The sequence below is a fragment of the Enterobacter cloacae complex sp. 342H5 genome (assembly GCF_050030905.1).
In the GTDB taxonomy this organism is placed as follows: domain Bacteria; phylum Pseudomonadota; class Gammaproteobacteria; order Enterobacterales; family Enterobacteriaceae; genus Enterobacter; species Enterobacter intestinihominis.
Genome location: NZ_JBLGVB010000001.1, coordinates 2,941,712 through 2,957,457, shown reverse-complemented (window position 1 = coordinate 2,957,457; position 15,746 = coordinate 2,941,712). Strand labels below are relative to the sequence as shown.

The following is a 15,746-nucleotide window of genomic DNA, read 5'->3' as shown; positions in this document are numbered from 1 at the left end:
TTCGACTGGTATCACGCCCCCGAAATCCCTATAATTGCCGCGTTTGACGCTCCGGCGTCGTCCTTCCTTACATCCAGGTTAATCAGGTCGCTAAATTTATGACTGATAAGTCTCATCAGTGCGTCATCATAGGCATCGCCGGCGCATCGGCTTCAGGTAAAAGTCTTATTGCCAGTACGCTTTATCGCGAACTGCGTGAACAAGTGGGTGATGAGCATATCGGTGTTATTCCCGAAGATAGCTATTACAAAGATCAATCCCATCTTTCGATGGAAGAGCGCGTAAAAACCAACTACGACCACCCCAGTGCGATGGATCACAGTCTGCTGTTCCAGCATCTGGAAGCGCTGAAGCGCGGCGAGGCGATTGAGCTGCCCGTCTACAGTTACGTGGAACATACCCGCACCCAGGAAACGATCCGCATTGAGCCCAAGAAGGTGATTATCCTTGAAGGGATTTTGCTGCTCACCGACGCCCGTCTGCGCGAATCAATGAACTTCTCGATTTTCGTCGATACCCCGCTGGATATCTGCCTGATGCGGCGTATTAAACGCGACGTTAACGAACGCGGTCGCTCCATGGACTCCGTGATGGCGCAGTATCAGAAAACCGTTCGCCCGATGTTCCTGCAATTTATTGAGCCTTCTAAACAATACGCCGATATTATTGTGCCTCGCGGCGGTAAAAACCGTATTGCCATTGATATCTTAAAAGCGAAAATCAGTCAGTTTTTTGAATAAGCCGTGTGAATTGTGTACCGTTCAGAGATAACCTGGTTTTGCCCTGACGCCGTAAGGATTCAGGGCGCGATGCACGAAAGGAGAAAGTGCCATGCGTCTTTGTGACCGCGATATAGAAGCCTGGCTGGATGAAGGCCGCCTGTCTATCACCCCGCGTCCGCCGGTTGAGCGTATTAACGGCGTGACCGTCGATGTACGTCTGGGGAATAAGTTCCGCACCTTCAGCGGCCACACGGCACCGTTTATCGACCTCAGCGGGCCGAAAGACGAAGTCAGTGCAGCGCTGGATCGCGTCATGAGTAACGAAATCGTCATCGAAGAAGGAGAGGCGTTTTATCTCCATCCTGGCGAACTGGCGCTGGCGGTGACCTTTGAATCGGTCACGCTGCCTGCGGATCTGGTCGGCTGGCTTGACGGACGCTCTTCTCTGGCGCGTCTGGGCCTGATGGTGCACGTCACCGCGCACCGTATCGATCCGGGCTGGTCTGGCCGTATCGTGCTGGAGTTCTTTAACGCCGGTAAACTGCCGCTGGCGCTTCGCCCGGGAATGATGATCGGTGCGTTGAGCTTCGAACCGCTGACCGGCCCGGCAGACCGTCCTTATAACCGCCGTCAGGACGCAAAATATCGCGACCAGCAGGGTGCGGTTGCCAGCCGTATCGATAAAGACTGATCTGTGAGTTCACTGAGGAAGCCATGAGAAGAGTTCTGACAACGCTGATGATTTTGCTGGTGGTGCTGGTGGCTGGCCTTTCAGCGTTGGTGCTGCTGGTTAACCCGAATGACTTCCGGGCCTACATGGTGCGGCAGGTTGAAACGCGCAGCGGGTATGAACTCAAGCTGGACGGGCCGCTGCGCTGGCACGTCTGGCCGCAGCTCAGCATTCTCTCCGGACGTATGTCGCTCACCGCGCCGGGCGCCGCGCAGCCGCTTGTTACGGCGGATAACATGCGTCTTGATGTCGCGCTCATCCCGCTCTTATCCCATCAGCTCCAGGTTGAACAGGTGATGCTGAAAGGGGCGGTGATTCAGCTTACGCCACAAACCGAAGCCGTTCGTCAGGCGAATGCTCCGGTCGCACCGCGTGAAAATACTTTGCCTGACGTTCCGTCTGACACCGGCTGGTCTTTCGATATTGGTAATCTGAAAGTCGCTGACAGCGTGCTGGTTTTCCAGCATGAGGATGACGAACAGATCACCGTCCGCAATATCAACCTCAGGATGGAGCAGGACGCCAACCATCACGCGACCATGGAGTTCTCCGGGCGGATCAACCGTAACCAGCGCGATCTCAACCTGTCGATGAATGCGAACGTGAACGCCTCTGACTACCCGCACCAGCTGACGGCGGACGTTCAGCAGGTCAACTGGCAGCTGACCGGCGCGGATTTACCCGCGAAGGGGATCGCCGGCCAGGGCACGATGCAGGCGGTGTGGCACGAAGAGCGCAAACAGCTCGAACTGAACGCGCTCAACCTCCAGGCCAACGACAGTGCCCTGAAGGGGCAGGCGAGCGTCACGCTTGATGAGAAACCCAAGTGGGTGTTGGATCTGCAATTCGACAAGCTGAACCTTGAGAACCTGCTCGCGGCCCAAACGGTGAATGCGACCGATGAGGGTGTCGCGCAGGTAGGGCAAAGCCAGGTCACGCAGTCGCGTCCGGTGATCTCCTCCAGTCTCGATCTGCCTGACTACAATGGTCTGCGCGGATTTACCGCCGACATTCTGCTGAAAGCGAACAGCGTGCGCTGGCGTGGGATTGATTTTACTGACGTCAACAGCCAGATGTTCAACCATAACGGCCTGCTGGTCATCTCTGAGCTCAGCGGAAAAATGGGGGCAGGAAATCTCTCCCTGCCGGGCACGCTGGACGTACGTAAAGACGTTGCCAGCGCCGCGTTCCAGCCGCGTCTGGAAAACGTTGAGATTGGCACCATCCTGAAAGCCTTTAATTACCCGATTTCCCTCACGGGGCAGCTGTCGCTGGCCGGGGATTTCTCCGGCACGAAGATTGATGCGGACGCCTTCCGTCGTAGCTGGAAGGGGCAGGCGCACGTTGAGCTAAAAGATTCGCGCATGGAAGGGCTGAACTTCCAGCAACTGGTGCAGCAGGCGGTAGAGCGCAGCAGCAGCGTGAAGGCGAATGAAAACTACGATAGCGCAACCCGTCTCGACAGCTTTACCAGCGAGCTTGCCCTCGACAACGGTCAGCTCTCGCTCGACGAGATGCAAGGAATCTCGTCCCTGCTGGCGCTGACCGGAAACGGCGCGCTGGATCTGGTGAAAGAGACGGTTGACACCCGCTTCAACGTCCGCGTGAAGGCCGGCTGGGAAGGGGAAGGTCAGCTTGTCGAGTTCCTGAAAGAGACGCCGATACCGCTGCGCGTGTACGGAAAATGGCAGGAACTGAATTACAGTTTGCAGGTCGATCAGATCCTGCGTAAGCACCTTCAGGATGAAGCGAAACGTCGGCTGAATGACTGGGCGGACCGCAATAAAGAGTCTCAGTCTGGTAAGGACGTGAAAAAGTTGCTCGATAAGCTCTGATGCCTGTTGTGCCGGGTGGCGGCTTCGCCTTACCCGGCCTACAAAAGCCAGACACCGTAGGCCGGGTAAGCGAAGCGCCACCCGGCTTTTTTACACCTCAAAATCCATCTCATCCTCACCGCGCAGCGGTATCAGCTGCACCTTCTGCACGCGATGGCTCTCTACCTGCAAGGTTTTGATCATGTAATCCCCCACCTGGACCTCTTCGCCCGGCTGCGGAATACGTTGCAGATATTCCATCAGCAAACCGGCGATGGTGTGGTATTCGCGCTTCTCGTCCAGCGGAAGCGGAACGAACTGCACCAGATCTTCAAGCGGCATGTGGCCGTTGGCGGTCCAGCTGCCGTCGGCGTTTTTCTGAATATCGTGACGCGCATCGATCTCATCCACCTCATTAGGCAGATTACCGGCGATGGTTTCCATCACGTCGCTGAGCGTCACCAGCCCTTCCACAGAACCAAACTCATCAACGACAAACGCGAAGTGGGTACGCGCGTTGCGGAACTGCTCCAGCGCGGAGAGCAGCGGCAGCGCTTCCGGGAAGACCAGCGGCTGGCGCACCAGCGCGCGCAGGTTGAGCGGCTCACCGTGAAGCTGCTGTTGCAGCAGGTCAATCACGTGTACCACGCCCAGCAGCTCTTCTTCCTCTTCTCCGCCGGTCACCACCACGCGGGTGTGCTGGTTTTTATCCAGTAGGGCACGGATCTGCTCTTCCGGTGCCGTCAGGTCAATATGCTCAATGTCGTGGCGGGAGGTCATGATACTGCTGACCGAGCGCTGGTTGAGGTTAAGCACGCGCTCTATCATCCGGCGCTCCTGCGGGTTGAAGATCTGCCCGTCGCTGTGGTCGGCTAGCATCGCAGCGGATTCAGCATCCAGCTCGGCATCCTCTTTTTTGCCGCTCAGCAGGCGCATCACCGTATCTGCGGTGCGCTGTCGTAATGTCTGGTTCGCGGAAAGAAAACGGCGGCGGTTGAAAATGGCCAGCTGGTTAAGAAACTCAATAAGCACCGAGAAACCAATGGCAGCGTACAGATATCCTTTCGGGATATGGAAGCCAAAACCATCCGCCACCAGGCTAAAGCCAATCATCAGCAGGAAGCTCAGACAGAGAATGACAATAGTCGGGTGACTGTTCACGAAGCGCGTCAGGGCTTTACTGGCGAGCACCATCAGGGTGATGGCAATGATCACGGCGGCCATCATCACCGCCAGATGGTCAACCATCCCGACGGCAGTAATCACGGAGTCGAGAGAAAAGACGGCATCCAGCACCACTATCTGCGCGACCACCGGCCAGAATTTAGCGCCGCGCCGCTGGGTGGGGTTTTCACTGTCTTTTCCTTCCAGCCGCTCATTAAGCTCAACCGTGGCTTTGAACAGCAGGAACAATCCGCCGAAAAGCATGATCAGGTCGCGGGCGCTAAAGCTCAGACCCTGCACGCTGAATAAGGGTTTGGTGAGCGTGACCAGCCATGATATTGAGGCCAGTAACAGCAGACGCATCACCATGGCGAGCAGAAGACCCGTCACGCGGGCGCGGTCGCGTTGTGAAGGGGGTAATTTATCGGCAAGGATGGCGATAAACACCAGGTTATCAATGCCGAGCACTAATTCGATGACGACCAGCGTCACCAGCCCGGCCCAGATTGATGGATCGGCAATCCATTCCATAGTAAATGCAATACCTTCTGTTATATGACTAATGTCACACTTCGATCATGGATAAAGCAGACGGAAATTGCAATGCCGGGGTGAGATTTCTCTTAATGCTACACTCAGGTAAAACTCATTTGCGGGGCTGTGTAAATAAGTTAAATGCGAAGATTTAATTACAAAAGACGATATTTAGGATATATCGCAATAAATGGTCTCGTGCTCTATTTTGTCAATATAAAGAAAATCCGAAAACCTCAAAACTTTGCTCTTAATATTAATCTTAAAAACGAATATTAGGACGGTTGTCTCCTTGCCTGCTATTAGGTTAGCTGCAACAATTCTTCCAGCATCAAATGTTAAATCTCTTTGTTGCTATTTTTGTTTCAGTCTTTGGTGAAGGTTATACATTATCAATCACCCGTTTAAGGTGGCGGATATATTTCTCAAAAGGCCTGATCCAAGAGGGTGTCTAACCATAACGCATTGTTTAGTCAGTGGATTGGTAACTGAAAGCCAAGGGCGGTAGCGTGCCTGAAAGCGTGTGAATCAGCCTCAATTATTCTGTCAATAGCCAATGGATGAATAAGCTTTTTTTAGGACTGATGCCAGTTATATTGCTAAATGATTAACTGCATTCTGATTGTCACCACGACCCGCGCTTATTTTAATTGCACAGGATAATTACTCTGCCAAAGTGATAAATAATCAATGATGAAATCCAAAATGAAATTGATGCCATTATTGGTGTCTGTGACCTTGATGAGTGGTTGCACGGTCTTTCCCGGCAGCAATATGTCAACAATGGGCAAGGATGTGATTAAACAGCAGGATGCTGATTTTGATCTCGACAAAATGGTGAATGTTTACCCATTAACCCCACGTCTGGTAGAACAATTACGCCCACGTCCGAATGTTGCTCAGCCAAATATGTCTCTGGACCAGGAAATTGCCTCTTACCAGTATCGCGTTGGTCCGGGTGACGTGATTAACGTGACCGTCTGGGATCACCCGGAACTGACCACACCTGCGGGCCAGTACCGCAGCTCAAGCGACACCGGTAACTGGGTACAGTCCGATGGCACCATGTTCTATCCCTACATTGGCAAAGTGCACGTCGCGGGCAAAACGCTTGCTGAGATCCGTAGTGATATTACCGGCCGCCTGGCGCAGTATATTGCTGACCCGCAGGTGGACGTTAATATCGCCGCGTTCCGATCCCAGAAAGCCTATATCTCAGGCCAGGTCAACAAATCCGGCCAGCAGGCTATCACCAACGTCCCGCTCACCGTTCTTGATGCGATCAATGCCGCAGGCGGCTTAACCGACGGTGCTGACTGGCGCAACGTGGTGCTGACCCACAACGGCAAAGAGCAGCGCATTTCGCTTCAGGCGCTGATGCAAAACGGTGACCTGACCCAGAACCGTCTCCTCTATCCGGGCGATATTCTTTACGTGCCGCGCAACGACGATCTGAAAGTGTTCGTGATGGGTGAAGTGAAGAAACAGAGCACCCTCAAGATGGACTTCAGCGGTATGACCCTGACCGAAGCCCTGGGCAACGCGGAAGGTATCGATCTGACCGCCTCCAACGCCAGCGGCATCTTTGTGATCCGTCCAATCAAAGGCGAAAACGCGAAAGGCAAGATTGCCAACATCTACCAGCTGGACATGTCCGACGCGACGTCGCTGGTCATGGCAACGTCGTTCCGTCTCCAGCCATACGATGTGGTCTATGTCACCACCGCGCCGGTTGCCCGCTGGAACCGTCTGATCAACCAGTTGCTGCCTACCATCAGTGGCGTTCGCTACATGACGGATACGGCGAGCGACATTCATACCTGGTAAGCCGCGATGTTTAACAAAATTCTGGTGGTGTGTGTGGGGAACATTTGCCGTTCCCCCACAGCTGAAAGGCTGTTGAAAAATTACCAGCCTGCGTTAACGGTCGACTCCGCAGGGCTGGGCGCGCTGGTCGGAAAAGGTGCCGACGAACGTGCCGCAAGCGTCGCCCTTGAGCATAACCTCTCACTCGACGGGCACGTTGCCCGTCAGGTCTCTGGCCGAATGTGCCGGGAATATGACCTGATCCTCGCGATGGAAAAACGCCACATTCACGCGCTGTGCGATATCGCACCGGAGATGCGCGGCAAGGTGATGCTGTTTGGTCACTGGGATGGTGAGCGCGAAATTCCCGATCCGTATCGCAAGAGCCGCGAGGCCTTTGAGGCGGTATACACCTTACTAGACCAGTCTGCCCGCCAGTGGGCGCAGGCACTGAAAGCTCAGCAGGGATAACAATGACAGAAAAAACAAGACCTTCTGCCGCCCCGACGTCGGGCAGTGATGAAATCGATATCGGTCGCCTGGTCGGGACCGTTATTGAAGCGAAATGGTGGGTGCTGGGTATAACCGCCATCTTTGCCGTGGCGGCGATCGTTTATACGCTGTTCGCGACGCCTATTTACAGCGCCGACGCGCTGGTGCAGATCGAACAAAATACCGGAAACTCGCTGGTTCAGGATATCGGCTCTGCGCTGGCCAACAAGCCGCCGGCATCGGAGGCTGAAATTCAGCTGATCCAGTCGCGCCTGGTATTGGGCAAAACGGTTCACGATCTGGGGCTGGATATCGCGGTCACCAAAAACACCTTCCCGGTGTTTGGCGCAGGCTGGGATCGCCTGATGGGGCGCAGTAACGATACGGTAAAAGTGACCGACTTCGTGATTCCAAAAGGGGCAGGGGACCAAACCTTTACCCTGACCGTGCTGGGACCAAAACAGTATCAGCTGACCAGCGACGCAGGCTTCAGCGCGCGCGGCGAAGTGGGGCAGATGCTGACCAAAGATGGCGTGAGCATCAGGGTTGGTGCCATCCAGGCGCACGAGGGCGGTGAGTTTACGGTCACCAAATTCTCGACGCTCGGAATGATCAACAATCTGCAAAACAACCTGACCGTCACCGAAAACGGCAAGGACACCGGCGTCCTGAGCATGACCTTCACAGGTGAAGACAAGGATCAAATCCGCGACATCCTGAACAGCATCACCCGTAACTACCTTGAGCAGAACGTTGAGCGCAAGTCAGCGGAAGCCGCTAAAAGCCTCGCGTTCCTCAGTAAACAGTTGCCGGAGGTGCGCGCCCGTCTGGATGACGCCGAGAACAAGCTGAACGCATACCGTCAGGATAAAGACTCCGTCGACCTGCCGCTGGAGGCGAAATCGGTTCTCGACTCCATGGTCAATATTGATGCGCAGCTAAACGAGCTGACCTTTAAAGAGGCGGAAATTTCCAAGCTCTATACCAAACGTCACCCGGCGTACCGCACGCTGCTCGAGAAACGTCGTACCCTGGAAGAAGAGAAGGCGAAGCTGAATGACCGCGTGACCGCGATGCCGAAGACGCAGCAGGAAATCGTACGCCTGACGCGTGATGTGGAATCCGGCCAGCAGGTTTACATGCAACTGCTGAACAAGCAGCAGGAGCTGAAAATCACCGAAGCCAGCACCGTGGGCGACGTGCGTATCGTTGACCCGGCGATTACCCAGCCGGGCGTGCTGAAGCCGAAGAAAGCGCTGATTATCCTCGGCAGCATTATTCTCGGCCTGATGCTCTCTATCGTCGGCGTGCTGCTGCGCTCGCTGTTCAACCGCGGTATCGAAAGCCCGCAGGTGCTGGAAGAGAACGGGATCAGCGTGTACGCCAGCATCCCGCTTTCGGAGTGGCAGAAGTCCCGTGACAGCGTCAAAACCGTTAAGGGCGTCAAGCGTTACAAACAGAGCCAGCTGCTGGCCGTGGGTAACCCGACCGACCTGGCGATTGAAGCGGTGCGTAGCCTGCGTACCAGCCTCCACTTCGCCATGATGCAGGCCAAAAACAACGTCCTGATGATGACCGGTGTCAGCCCGTCAATTGGTAAGACCTTCGTTTGTGCCAACCTGGCGGCGGTGGTGAGCCAGACCAACAAGCGCGTGCTGCTGATCGACTGCGACATGCGTAAGGGCTACACCCATGAGCTGCTGGGCACCAACAACGTTAACGGCCTGTCGGAAATCCTGCTGGGTAAAGGGGAGATCAGCGAGAGCGCCAAGCCGACCTCGATTCCGAAATTTGACCTGATCCCGCGTGGCCAGGTACCGCCGAACCCGTCTGAACTGCTGATGAGCGAGCGCTTCACGCAGCTGATCGAGTGGGCAAGCAAAAACTATGACCTGGTGCTGATCGATACCCCACCAATTCTGGCGGTCACCGACGCCGCCGTGGTAGGGCGTCATGCGGGCACCACGCTGATGGTTGCACGCTATGCGGTGAACACCCTGAAGGAAGTGGAAACCAGCCTGAGCCGCTTTGAGCAGAACGGTATTGAGGTGAAAGGGGTCATTCTGAACTCCATCTTCCGCCGTGCGACGGGTTATCAGGATTACGGCTACTACGAGTACGAATACAAGTCTGACTCTAAATAACAAAACACACCCCACACCCCTCACCCTAACCCTCTCCCCTGAGGGGAGAGGGGACTGCCTGGTGCGGTCTTTCACCCTCTCCCCTCCGGGGAGAGGGCCGGGGTGAGGGGCAGGAGGAATACATGAGCACACAACGCCCTTTGATTTCTATCTATATGCCGACATGGAATCGTCAGCAGCTGGCGATCCGCGCGATTAAATCGGTCCTGCGTCAGGATTACGATAACTGGGAACTGATTATCGTGGATGACTGTTCCTCCTCTTACGAACAGCTGCAAAAGTTTGTCGAAGACCTGAACGACCCGCGCGTGGTGTACACGCATAACGCCATCAACTCCGGGGCGTGCGCGGTGCGCAATCAGGCGATTATGCAGGCGAAAGGGCAGTATCTGACCGGTATCGACGATGATGACGAATGGACACCAAACCGTCTGTCGATCTTCCTGTCGCACAAAGCGCAGCTGGTGACCCACGCGTTTCTGTATGCCAACGACTATGTCTGTCAGGGCGAGGTCTATTCGCAGCCGGCCAGCCTGCCGCTGTATCCGAAATCACCGTATTCCCGCCGCCTGTTCTACAAGCGCAACATTATCGGCAACCAGGTGTTTACCTGGGCCTGGCGCTTTAAGGAGTGTCTGTTCGATACCGAGCTGAAGGCCGCACAGGATTACGACATTTTCCTGCGGATGGTGGTGGAGTACGGCGAGCCGTGGAAGGTGGAAGAGGCCACGCAGATCCTGCACATCAACCACGGGGAGATGCAGATCACCTCGTCACCGAAAAAATTCTCGGGCTACTTCCATTTTTACCGCAAGCACAAGGACAAGTTTGACCGTGCCAGTCGGAAGTATCAGCTCTTTACCCTCTATCAGATCCGCAATAAGCGCATGAACTGGCGCACGCTGCTGACGCTGCTGTCGGTGCGTAACGGCAAGCGTCTGGCTGACGGGCTTCGGGGGAAATAATGTTTCTGGAAGATTGCCGTGCTAACAGCTGGAGCCTGCGCCCGTGCTGCATGGTTCTGGCCTACCGTATTGCGCACTTTTGCTCGGTGTGGCGCAAAAAAAATGTGCTGAACAATATCTGGGCCGCGCCGGTGCTGGTGCTGTACCGCATCATCACCGAATGCTTTTTTGGCTATGAAATTCAGGCCGCTGCCACCATTGGCCGCCGCTTTACCATTCATCACGGCTATGCGGTCGTCATCAACAAGTTCGTCGTCGCGGGTGATGATTTCACCATTCGCCACGGGGTGACAATCGGCAACCGTGGGCCAGACAGCCTGGCCTGCCCGGTGATTGGCAATAACGTCGAGTTGGGCGCCAACGTGGTGATGATCGGGGAGATTACCGTGGGCAATAACGTGACGGTTGGCGCAGGCAGCGTGGTGCTGGACAGCATTCCGGACAATGCGCTGGTGGTGGGCGAGAAAGCCCGCGTGAAGGTGATTAAATGAACATTCTGCAATTTAACGTACGCCTCGCAGAGGGCGGGGCGGCAGGCGTAGCGCTGGATCTGCACCAGCGCGCGCTGCAAAAAGGATTACAGTCGCGCTTTGTTTACGGTTACGGCAAGGGCGGCAAGAAAAGCGTCAGCCATGATAACTATCCGCAGGTGTTGAAGCAGACGCCACGTCTGACCTCCATCGCCAATATTGCGCTGTTCCGCCTGTTTAACCGCGACCTGTTCGGCAACCTGAATAATCTCTACCGCACCGTCACCCGCACCCGCGGGCCGGTTGTGCTGCACTTCCACGTGCTACACAGCTACTGGCTGAATCTGGAAGAGGTGGTAGCGTTTTGTGGCAAAGTGAAGGCGCACAAGCCGGACACCCGTTTCGTCTGGACGCTACACGACCACTGGAGCGTGACCGGACGCTGCGCCTTTACCGACGGCTGCGAAGGCTGGAAAGATAACTGCCAGAAATGCCCTACGCTCAGCAACTATCCGCCGGTGAAGGTCGATCGCGCGCATCAGCTGGTTGAGGGCAAGCGTCAGCTGTTCCGCGACATGCTCTCGCTCGGCTGCACCTTTATCTCTCCAAGCCAGCACGTGGCAGATGCTTTTAATAGCCTGTACGGAGCAGGGCGCTGCCAGATTATCAACAACGGTATTGATGTGGCGACGGAAGAGATCCTGGCCGAACTGACGCCCGTAGCCATTACCACCGGCAAGCCGAAAATTGCGGTCGTCGCCCATGACCTGCGCTACGACGGCAAAACCAACCAACAGCTGGTGCGCGACATGATGGCGCTCGGCGACAAAATTGAGCTGCATACCTTCGGCAAATTCTCGCCGTTCGAAGGCGCTAACGTGGTGAATCACGGGTTTGAAACCAACAAGCGCAAACTGATGAGCGCGCTCAACGGTATGGACGCGCTGGTGTTCAGCTCCCGCGTGGACAACTACCCACTGATCCTGTGCGAAGCGCTCTCCATTGGCGTGCCGGTCATTGCCACCCACAGCGACGCGGCGCGCGAAGTGCTGGAGAAATCGGGCGGTAAAACCTTCAGTGAGAACGAGGTGCTGCCGCTGGTGCAGCTGTCGAAGGCCGATATCGCGCAGGCTGTTTTTGGCACGGACCTGGAATCGTTCCGCAACCGCAGCCGCAAAGCGTACAGTGGACAACAGATGCTGGAGGAGTATGTCTCGTTCTATCAGAATCTGTAGTTATCTGCTGCTGCCGCTGATCTACCTGCTGGTCAACGTCAAGATTGCCCAGCTCGGTGAAAGCTTCCCAATCACCATCGTCACCTTCCTGCCGGTTCTGCTGTTGCTATACGTTGACAAGCTTAACCTCAAAAAGCTGATGATTGCGCTGGGGATCGGGTTTGGTCTGACGGCCTTTAACTACATCTTTGGTCAGTCGCTGGACGCCAGCAAATATGTCACCTCCACCATGCTGTTTGTTTATATCGTTATCATTATTGGCATGGTGTGGAGTATTCGTTTTAAAACTATCTCTCCGCACAATTATAGGAAAATCCTCAGGTTCTTTTATATTGTCGTCGGGCTGATTGTTATGCTTGCGGCATTGGAGATGGCGCAAATTATTCTCACAGGCGGCAGTAGCCTGATGGAAATAATTTCGAAATATCTTATATACAGTAACAGCTATGTACTGAACTTCATTAAGTTTGGTGGCAAGCGTACCACTGCGCTCTATTTTGAACCGGCGTTTTTTGCTCTGGCATTAATCTCAATTTGGCTCAGCATCAAACAGTTCGGTATCAAAACCCCCAAGACCGATGCTATGATTCTTGCAGGAATCGTTCTGTCAGGGTCGTTCTCAGGGGTAATGACGTTTATTCTGTTTTACCTGCTGGAGTGGGCGTTCCAGTACCTGAACAAAGAGGCGATTAAGAAAAAACTGCCGCTGGCGATCATTTCTCTGACGGTATTTTTAGTGGGCGTAATATTCGCATTCCCGTACATTTCTGAACGTCTGGGTGATTTGGGAACGGAAGGTTCGTCGTCCTATTATCGCATCATTGGTCCACTGGTGATGGTGGGTTATTCCTTAACCCATATTGATGGCGTAGTAAGATTCGGCTCACTTTACGAATATGTTGCATCATTCGGAATCTTTAACGGTGCGGATGTCGGTAAAACCATAGACAATGGTCTGTATCTGTTAATTATCTATTTTTCCTGGTTCGCCGTACTGTTGACACTGTGGTATCTGTTTAAAGTTTTCAAAATGATGATTAACGCGTTTGGTGATAACCAGAACTTTCGCGTGCAACTTTATCTGTTCACACCGGTGTCGTTGTTTTTTACCGGGTCAATATTTAGCCCGGAATATGCATTCTTAATTGTATGTCCGTTTATTTTGCGCAAAGCGCTGAATATTACGAGCGTATGACGAAATGAGGTGATTTATGTTTCTTAGCGTCATTACTGTCGCCTTTCGTAACCACGAAGGGGTGGTAAAAACCTGGCGCTCGCTGCGCAACCTGGCGCGCGATCCGAGCCTCACCTTTGAGTGGATCGTGGTCGATGGCGGCTCGAACGACGGCACGGCGGAGTTCCTGGAAAAACTTAACGGTGAGTTCAACTTACGTTACATCAGCGAGAAAGATAAAGGCATTTACGATGCCATGAATAAAGGCATCAACATGGCGCAGGGGCGCTACGCCATCTTCCTCAATTCCGGCGACGTGTTCCATGAAGATGTGGCGCTGTTTGCACGCCAGCTGGCGCGCCAGAAAGAAGATGCCATGTTTATCGGTGATGCGCTGCTTGATTTCGGCGAGGGGAAAAAAGTCCTGCGCGGCGCGAAACCAGGCTGGTATATCTACCACAGCTTGCCGGCAAGCCATCAGGCTATTTTCTTTCCGATGAGCGGCCTGAAAAAGCAGCCTTACGATTTGCGTTATAAAGTGTCATCAGATTATGCCCTGGCCGCCAGCCTGTACAAATCTGGCTACCCGTTCCGTCGAATTAAAGGACTGGTATCCGAATTTTCAATGGGCGGCGTGTCAACCTCGAATAATCTGGAATTGTGCCAGGATGCCAAAAACGTGCAGCGTAAAATATTACGCGTGCCGGGGTTCTGGGCGGAATTATCTTATTTCTTACGTCTGAAAACGACGGGTAAAGCGAAAGCCTTATATAACAAAGCCTGAGATATAAGGAAACGTAATGCAGGAATTAAATGGATTCTCCGTGCCGAAAGGTTTTCGGGGCGGGAGCGGTATTAAAGTTCAACTGTGGTGGGCTGTACAGGCAACGTTATTTGCCTGGTCGCCGCAAATACTGTACCGCTGGCGCGCATTTTTACTGCGTCTGTTTGGCGCAAAAATAGGAAAAAACGTAGTCATTCGTCCTTCGGTGAAAATTACTTATCCCTGGAAATTAACGCTTGGGGATTACGCCTGGGTTGGGGATGACGCGGTGTTATATACCCTTGGCGAGATTACGATTGGCGCAAATTCGGTGGTTTCACAGAAGTGTTATTTGTGCACCGGCAGCCACGATTTTATGAGCCCGCATTTTGATATTACCGCTTCGCCTGTTGTGATCGGTGAAAAATGCTGGCTGGCAACAGACGTCTTTGTTGCACCCGGTGTTTCTGTTGGCGATGGCACGGTAGTCGGTGCCCGCAGCAGCGTTTTTAAATCGCTACCGGCAAATAAAATTTGCCGTGGCAACCCCGCAGTGGTGATACGCGAACGCGTTGAAACTGATTAAATTCATAAGTAGAGGAATATAAACATGTCTAAAGTCGCTCTCATCACCGGCGTTACCGGGCAGGATGGTTCTTACCTGGCAGAGTTACTGCTGGAAAAAGGGTATGAAGTACACGGTATTAAACGTCGTGCCTCTTCATTTAACACCGAACGTGTCGATCATATTTATCAGGATCCTCACGCGGCGAACCCGAAATTCCACCTGCACTACGGCGACCTGACCGATACCTCCAACCTGACCCGCATCCTGCAGGAAGTACAGCCGGATGAAGTCTACAACCTGGGCGCGATGAGCCACGTTGCGGTCTCCTTCGAATCCCCGGAATACACCGCTGACGTGGATGCGATGGGTACGCTGCGTCTGCTGGAAGCGATTCGCTTCCTGGGTCTTGAGAAGAAAACCCGTTTCTATCAGGCATCTACCTCTGAGCTGTACGGCCTGGTGCAGGAAATTCCACAGAAAGAGACCACGCCGTTCTACCCACGTTCTCCGTACGCGGTAGCGAAACTGTACGCTTACTGGATCACTGTGAACTACCGTGAATCCTACGGCATGTACGCCTGTAACGGCATTCTGTTCAACCACGAATCCCCACGTCGTGGCGAAACCTTCGTTACCCGTAAAATTACCCGCGCTATCGCCAACATCGCTCAGGGTCTGGAATCCTGCCTGCACCTCGGCAACATGGACTCCCTGCGTGACTGGGGCCATGCGAAAGACTACGTGAAAATGCAGTGGATGATGCTGCAGCAGGAACAGCCAGAAGACTTCGTGATCGCGACCGGCGTGCAGTACTCTGTACGTCAGTTCGTTGAGATGGCTGCGGCACAGCTGGGTATCAAGCTGCGCTTCGAAGGCACCGGCGTGGAAGAGAAGGGTATCGTTGTTTCCGTGACCGGCCACGACGCACCGGGCGTGAAGCCAGGCGACGTGATTGTTCAGGTGGATCCGCGTTACTTCCGTCCTGCTGAAGTGGAAACCCTGCTGGGCGACCCAACCAAAGCGCACGAGAAGCTGGGCTGGAAACCAGAAACCACCCTGCAAGAAATGGTATCCGAGATGGTGGCCAAAGATCTTGAAGCAGCGAAAAAACACTCCCTGCTCAAGTCCCATGGCTACGAGGTTGCCATCGCGCTGGAGTCCTGAG

Annotated in this window: 14 protein-coding genes; 13 read left to right on the top strand and 1 reads right to left on the bottom strand. The window is 54.2% G+C overall.

Translation table 11 applies throughout. The features are described from left to right. Positions 1-98: 98 nt before the first annotated feature. The 3 genes from udk to asmA all read left to right on the top strand — a co-directional run bounded on the left by udk (position 99) and on the right by asmA (position 3,287). Complete coding sequence (udk, locus tag ACQG03_RS14165; protein ID WP_000130320.1) at positions 99-740, top strand: uridine kinase; 642 nt, start codon at positions 99-101, stop codon at positions 738-740. A 91-nt stretch (positions 741-831) separates the two neighbouring features. After that, positions 832-1,413 carry a dCTP deaminase gene (gene dcd, locus ACQG03_RS14160; protein WP_063162889.1) on the top strand — a complete coding sequence of 194 codons (582 nt, stop codon included), beginning with the start codon at positions 832-834 and terminating at the stop codon, positions 1,411-1,413. A 23-nt stretch (positions 1,414-1,436) separates the two neighbouring features. Next, on the top strand, positions 1,437-3,287 hold the full coding sequence (asmA, locus tag ACQG03_RS14155) for an outer membrane assembly protein AsmA (RefSeq protein ID WP_063162890.1): 1,851 nt from the start codon (positions 1,437-1,439) through the stop codon (positions 3,285-3,287). A 90-nt stretch (positions 3,288-3,377) separates the two neighbouring features. On the opposite strand, the gene ACQG03_RS14150 is transcribed toward asmA, so the two are convergent. Then, positions 3,378-4,961, bottom strand: a complete 1,584-nt coding sequence (locus tag ACQG03_RS14150; RefSeq protein ID WP_015572372.1) for a TerC family protein — start codon at positions 4,959-4,961, stop codon at positions 3,378-3,380. A gap of 693 nt (positions 4,962-5,654) precedes the next feature. On the opposite strand from ACQG03_RS14150, the gene ACQG03_RS14145 reads away from it, so the two are divergent. From ACQG03_RS14145 to gmd, 10 genes are all read left to right on the top strand, one after another. After that, on the top strand, positions 5,655-6,791 hold the full coding sequence (locus tag ACQG03_RS14145; RefSeq protein WP_022648641.1) for a polysaccharide export protein: 1,137 nt from the start codon (positions 5,655-5,657) through the stop codon (positions 6,789-6,791). A 6-nt stretch (positions 6,792-6,797) separates the two neighbouring features. After that, positions 6,798-7,241 carry a low molecular weight protein-tyrosine-phosphatase Wzb gene (gene wzb, locus ACQG03_RS14140; protein ID WP_003862078.1) on the top strand — a complete coding sequence of 148 codons (444 nt, stop codon included), beginning with the start codon at positions 6,798-6,800 and terminating at the stop codon, positions 7,239-7,241. Between the two features lie 2 nt (positions 7,242-7,243). Further along, positions 7,244-9,406 (top strand): tyrosine-protein kinase Wzc, encoded by a 2,163-nt coding sequence (gene wzc, locus ACQG03_RS14135; RefSeq protein ID WP_022648640.1) that lies wholly within the window; start codon positions 7,244-7,246, stop codon positions 9,404-9,406. A 122-nt stretch (positions 9,407-9,528) separates the two neighbouring features. Next, complete coding sequence (gene wcaA / locus ACQG03_RS14130; protein ID WP_006811246.1) at positions 9,529-10,371, top strand: colanic acid biosynthesis glycosyltransferase WcaA; 843 nt, start codon at positions 9,529-9,531, stop codon at positions 10,369-10,371. After that, positions 10,371-10,862 carry a colanic acid biosynthesis acetyltransferase WcaB gene (gene wcaB, locus ACQG03_RS14125; RefSeq protein WP_023300548.1) on the top strand — a complete coding sequence of 164 codons (492 nt, stop codon included), beginning with the start codon at positions 10,371-10,373 and terminating at the stop codon, positions 10,860-10,862. The genes wcaA and wcaB overlap by 1 nt, the downstream gene beginning before the upstream one ends. Then, the gene (wcaC, locus tag ACQG03_RS14120) at positions 10,859-12,076 is read left to right on the top strand and encodes a colanic acid biosynthesis glycosyltransferase WcaC (protein ID WP_063162891.1); all 1,218 of its coding nucleotides are present in this window, start codon (positions 10,859-10,861) and stop codon (positions 12,074-12,076) included. Before wcaB ends, wcaC begins: the two co-directional genes overlap by 4 nt. Next, positions 12,051-13,271: a colanic acid polymerase WcaD gene (wcaD, locus tag ACQG03_RS14115; RefSeq protein WP_022648637.1), complete on the top strand. Its 1,221-nt coding sequence runs from the start codon at positions 12,051-12,053 to the stop codon at positions 13,269-13,271. The genes wcaC and wcaD overlap by 26 nt, the downstream gene beginning before the upstream one ends. Positions 13,272-13,287: 16 nt before the next feature. Beyond that, complete coding sequence (gene wcaE, locus ACQG03_RS14110; RefSeq protein ID WP_022648636.1) at positions 13,288-14,034, top strand: colanic acid biosynthesis glycosyltransferase WcaE; 747 nt, start codon at positions 13,288-13,290, stop codon at positions 14,032-14,034. A gap of 16 nt (positions 14,035-14,050) precedes the next feature. Beyond that, positions 14,051-14,599: a colanic acid biosynthesis acetyltransferase WcaF gene (gene wcaF / locus ACQG03_RS14105; RefSeq protein WP_003863512.1), complete on the top strand. Its 549-nt coding sequence runs from the start codon at positions 14,051-14,053 to the stop codon at positions 14,597-14,599. A 24-nt stretch (positions 14,600-14,623) separates the two neighbouring features. Continuing rightward, complete coding sequence (gene gmd / locus ACQG03_RS14100) at positions 14,624-15,745, top strand: GDP-mannose 4,6-dehydratase (protein ID WP_003863514.1); 1,122 nt, start codon at positions 14,624-14,626, stop codon at positions 15,743-15,745. The last annotated feature ends 1 nt before the right edge of the window (position 15,746 follow it).

Coding starts and splice junctions, on each gene's coding strand:
- udk (WP_000130320.1), top strand. CDS start 99: ATGACTGATAAGTCTCATCAGTGCGTCATCATAGGCATCGCCGGCGCA.
- dcd (WP_063162889.1), top strand. CDS start 832: ATGCGTCTTTGTGACCGCGATATAGAAGCCTGGCTGGATGAAGGCCGC.
- asmA (WP_063162890.1), top strand. CDS start 1,437: ATGAGAAGAGTTCTGACAACGCTGATGATTTTGCTGGTGGTGCTGGTG.
- ACQG03_RS14150 (WP_015572372.1), bottom strand. CDS start 4,961: ATGGAATGGATTGCCGATCCATCAATCTGGGCCGGGCTGGTGACGCTG.
- ACQG03_RS14145 (WP_022648641.1), top strand. CDS start 5,655: ATGATGAAATCCAAAATGAAATTGATGCCATTATTGGTGTCTGTGACC.
- wzb (WP_003862078.1), top strand. CDS start 6,798: ATGTTTAACAAAATTCTGGTGGTGTGTGTGGGGAACATTTGCCGTTCC.
- wzc (WP_022648640.1), top strand. CDS start 7,244: ATGACAGAAAAAACAAGACCTTCTGCCGCCCCGACGTCGGGCAGTGAT.
- wcaA (WP_006811246.1), top strand. CDS start 9,529: ATGAGCACACAACGCCCTTTGATTTCTATCTATATGCCGACATGGAAT.
- wcaB (WP_023300548.1), top strand. CDS start 10,371: ATGTTTCTGGAAGATTGCCGTGCTAACAGCTGGAGCCTGCGCCCGTGC.
- wcaC (WP_063162891.1), top strand. CDS start 10,859: ATGAACATTCTGCAATTTAACGTACGCCTCGCAGAGGGCGGGGCGGCA.
- wcaD (WP_022648637.1), top strand. CDS start 12,051: ATGTCTCGTTCTATCAGAATCTGTAGTTATCTGCTGCTGCCGCTGATC.
- wcaE (WP_022648636.1), top strand. CDS start 13,288: ATGTTTCTTAGCGTCATTACTGTCGCCTTTCGTAACCACGAAGGGGTG.
- wcaF (WP_003863512.1), top strand. CDS start 14,051: ATGCAGGAATTAAATGGATTCTCCGTGCCGAAAGGTTTTCGGGGCGGG.
- gmd (WP_003863514.1), top strand. CDS start 14,624: ATGTCTAAAGTCGCTCTCATCACCGGCGTTACCGGGCAGGATGGTTCT.